Below are 3,640 nucleotides of genomic sequence, written 5' to 3' on the forward strand. Positions count from 1 at the left end.
TTTTAGCTTCAGCTTCTGTATAACGTGCTGCTTTACATGCAAGAGCAAGTGGTTGATTCGGGTCATTTCTATTGGTATCTGCACGTAAAAAATAACGCTCCACCACATAATCACTGACCGTCAAACCTGTGCCTTCACAATCGAACTGATTAGGCGTACTTACTTTATATTGAATAACTAATTGATCACTTTTTTGATCTTTTAAATTTGAATCCCGTATTGCTCCACGAGTTAATAAAGTATCACCTATAGTAAAATTCAAACTGCCATCTGGTTTTTTATTGTCAGAGATATTATTAGCAGAAAGCACTACACCGCCATATAATACTTTATCATTAACAAAAGGTAGGGATGAGTTCAGATTTGCCAATCTAATACTGTTAACCATTGTCTCTAAACCAAATAAAGCCGCATCTTGTAAATTCATCATGCCTTGCTGTACTGTTGCACTTCTTTGGCTAGTTAGAAATAACTGTAACGCTACCGCACTCACCAATAATCCCAAGACAATTGAAATCATTAATTCAACTAATGTAAATCCGTGCTGCCTAGTATAGTGATTCATTTTTAAAATGCCTCCACAACCAAACATTTAGAGTCAACAATATATGCTCCTGTAGCAGCATCAATACAGCTATTAATATTGGTTGCAGTTATGTTAGTTTTCCCCCATGCCACATATATGCAATTTAATGTGCTTTTGACACAGTCAGCAACAATGACTGTTTGCCCACTAGCAGACGCTTTTGCCAGAATCTCAGCAGAATCATGTTGCGCCATAATATTCGGCGGACATTTGGGAATAGCCAGAACTTTCGGTGCTGTTATATTCGCTGTACCGATGCATGTGTCAACTTCAGTTTTATCGTTAATCGCAGTTTTGTATTCTAATAATGCTGTACGGTTAACCCGGATGCGTTCTGCTAAATCTCGGGCTGTATTCATAGCCACTGTCTGCTCGCTTGCTTCCTGCGCAGCATCTAAAGCTCTTAATTGCAATGCTGCAAACCCCAAAACGCCTAGCGCAAGTATGAATAAAGCCACCAATACCTCTACCAAACCCACACCTTGCTGGGCCTTCTTATTAATCATGAGCAAATTCCTGTAGTTATTGCATCTACCGTCCCAACCTTTGATACATGAATTGTCCGGCTTTCACCAATTTTTGCATTACACAAGGTAAACTCCAACGGTACAATTTGAGGAATTTTTCGAGGATTATCCTCTGGGTCTGTATCACATGGCGTTGGTGACACTGGCGGTTCTGGATGACAAACTGGATTATCTACGAGTTTTTCACGCTGTTTTGCAACCCCTAATCCTGAAAAAACCACATCAATTGCCTCACTCGTTAATTCAATATCGCTATTGCTTGAAACCCATGAATATGTTGTTAAAGTATTTGGAGGGCATTCAATATCTCCTGCTAAATTTGTTGGGCAGGTAAGTTTTATCGTGATATTTTTTCTCAATGAAATCGTTTGCCCCCGTGCTTCACCAAAGAGCAAGGCAAAATCTTTAGTCATGGTATCTAACTGTTTTCTTGCGATTAAATTACCGAACGAAGGCGCAGCCATCATCGCAATAATCGCCAGCACCGCAATCGTCACCATCAGCTCGATTAACGTAAATCCCCTGCTTTTATGCATATGCCCCCCAAGACGCCAGCAAACCTTACCCGATTGAAAATAATATCTATTTATTTTACAAAACAAACACAAATAAGGATAAAAGGTATAAAAAAACAGATCATTGCCAAAAAGCAATGATCTGTCAATTTTTTAAAAATATCAGAATGTTAAATACACAGCACTTTAGGCCTGAGTTATAGGAATGCGCAGCTCTTTCGGCAAACTGAAGGTGATATTTTCTTCACGCCCGGACAATTCCTGCGGCGCAGCAGCCCCCCAGTCCTGCAGGCGCTGAATCACCTGCTTAATCAGAATTTCCGGCGCCGATGCGCCTGCAGTCACGCCGATTTTTGAGTTTTCCGCAAACCATTCCCGCTGCAGCTGATCTGCATTATCAACCAGATAAGCATGCTTGCCCATGCGCTCCGCCAGTTCGCGCAGGCGGTTGGAATTTGACGAATTCGGCGAACCCACCACCAAAACCACATCGCACTGCGCCGCTAAATCGCGCACCGCATCCTGGCGGTTCTGAGTCGCGTAGCAGATATCATCTTTACGCGGGCCTTGAATCTGCGGGAATTTCCGGCGCAAGGCATCAATTACTTTGGCTGTATCATCAATCGACAAAGTCGTCTGGGTGACAAAAGCGACTTTTTCAGGATGGCGCACATTCAGCTCCGCCACATCCTGCTCATCTTCCACCAAATAAATAGAGCCGCCCTGCTTGATGTCATATTGCCCCATGGTGCCTTCAACCTCAGGATGCCCCTCATGGCCAATCAGGATCGCTTCCACACCTTCACGGGCGTATTTGGTGACTTCAATATGCACCTTGGTCACCAGCGGGCAGGTCGCGTCAAACACCTTAAGCCCGCGCTGTTCCGCTTCCTGCTGCACCGCTTTAGACACGCCGTGCGCGCTGAAAATCACAATATTGCCATCCGGCACTTCATCCAGCTCATCAACAAAAATCGCCCCGCGCTGGCGCAAATCATCCACCACAAATTTGTTGTGCACTACTTCATGGCGCACATAAATCGGCGGATTAAAACACTCAAGGGCGCGGTTCACAATCGCAATGGCGCGGTCTACCCCTGCACAAAAACCACGCGGATTGGCCAATACAATTTCCATAGAACCCTCAATGTTCAATTCAATGCGGCAGACGGATGAAAAATAAATGCAAACAAAAGGACGCTTGGCTATTTTGTTTGCAGGCCGTCTGCTCTAAAATAGAGAAGATATTTTATCATATCAGGAAAAATATCATGTCGGGTCTCTTGTTTGTCGTTTCCGCAGCGTCAGGAACAGGCAAAACATCCCTCGTTAAAGCCCTACTTGAACGTGTCAATAATTTGCATGTTTCTGTTTCCCATACAACGCGCGGCCAGCGCCCTGGCGAACTCGACGGCGTCCACTACCATTTTTCCCAAAAAGAAGACTTTCTGGCTTTAGTCCAAGAAGGCGGATTTATTGAATACGCTGAAGTTTTCGGCAATTATTACGGCACGGCGCAGCGCACGGTCAAAGAGCAGCTGGCTAAGGGCCATGACGTGCTGCTGGAAATTGACTGGCAGGGCGCCGAGCAGGTGCGCAGGCTTTTTCCTGAATCAAAGCAGATTTTCATTCTGCCGCCCAGCCAGTTTGACTTGCGCCAGCGCCTGTCCAACCGCGGCACAGACTCTGTAGAAGTAATTGAGCGCCGCCTGAGCTGCGCGGTTGAAGACATGCAGCAGTATGTCAATTTTGATTTTGTGATCATCAATGATGATTTCAACAAAGCCCTGCATGATCTTGAAGCCGTGATTATCGCCAGCCGCCTGACGCTGAAGCAGCAGGCTGAGCGCCATCATGAGCTGATTCAGAAACTGATTACGCCGGCCAGCGTTTTGTGATTAAAACTTGAGTCTGCAGGCAAAGCCTTTTATACTGCCCAGTCTGTTAAAAATTTACTGTTCAAACGAGAATTCTTATGGCACGCGTAACCGTTGAAGATTGTTTAGACCATG

General features: G+C 44.9%; 5 protein-coding genes. 1 reads left to right on the forward strand and 4 read right to left on the reverse strand.

What is annotated here, in order from left to right; translation table 11 throughout:
- The 4 genes from RSA72_RS06535 to ispH all read right to left on the reverse strand — a co-directional run.
- A partial coding sequence (locus RSA72_RS06535; protein ID WP_332621459.1) for a PilW family protein occupies positions 1-565 on the reverse strand: 565 nt, incomplete at its 3' end.
- Between the two features lie 2 nt (positions 566-567).
- Positions 568-1,092 (reverse strand): type IV pilus modification protein PilV, encoded by a 525-nt coding sequence (pilV, locus tag RSA72_RS06540; protein ID WP_332621457.1) that lies wholly within the window; start codon positions 1,090-1,092, stop codon positions 568-570.
- Positions 1,089-1,649, reverse strand: coding sequence for a pilus assembly FimT family protein (locus RSA72_RS06545; RefSeq protein ID WP_332621455.1), 561 nt, complete (start codon positions 1,647-1,649; stop codon positions 1,089-1,091). The genes pilV and RSA72_RS06545 overlap by 4 nt, the downstream gene beginning before the upstream one ends.
- Before the next feature lie 165 nt (positions 1,650-1,814).
- Positions 1,815-2,765 (reverse strand): 4-hydroxy-3-methylbut-2-enyl diphosphate reductase, encoded by a 951-nt coding sequence (ispH, locus tag RSA72_RS06550; protein ID WP_332621454.1) that lies wholly within the window; start codon positions 2,763-2,765, stop codon positions 1,815-1,817.
- A 134-nt stretch (positions 2,766-2,899) separates the two neighbouring features.
- Between ispH and gmk the strand changes: the two genes are divergently transcribed.
- The gene (gene gmk, locus RSA72_RS06555) at positions 2,900-3,526 is read left to right on the forward strand and encodes a guanylate kinase (RefSeq protein ID WP_332621452.1); all 627 of its coding nucleotides are present in this window, start codon (positions 2,900-2,902) and stop codon (positions 3,524-3,526) included.
- Positions 3,527-3,640 lie beyond the last annotated feature (114 nt).

The organism is Acinetobacter sp. (assembly GCF_036659555.1).
In the GTDB taxonomy this organism is placed as follows: domain Bacteria; phylum Pseudomonadota; class Gammaproteobacteria; order Pseudomonadales; family Moraxellaceae; genus Acinetobacter.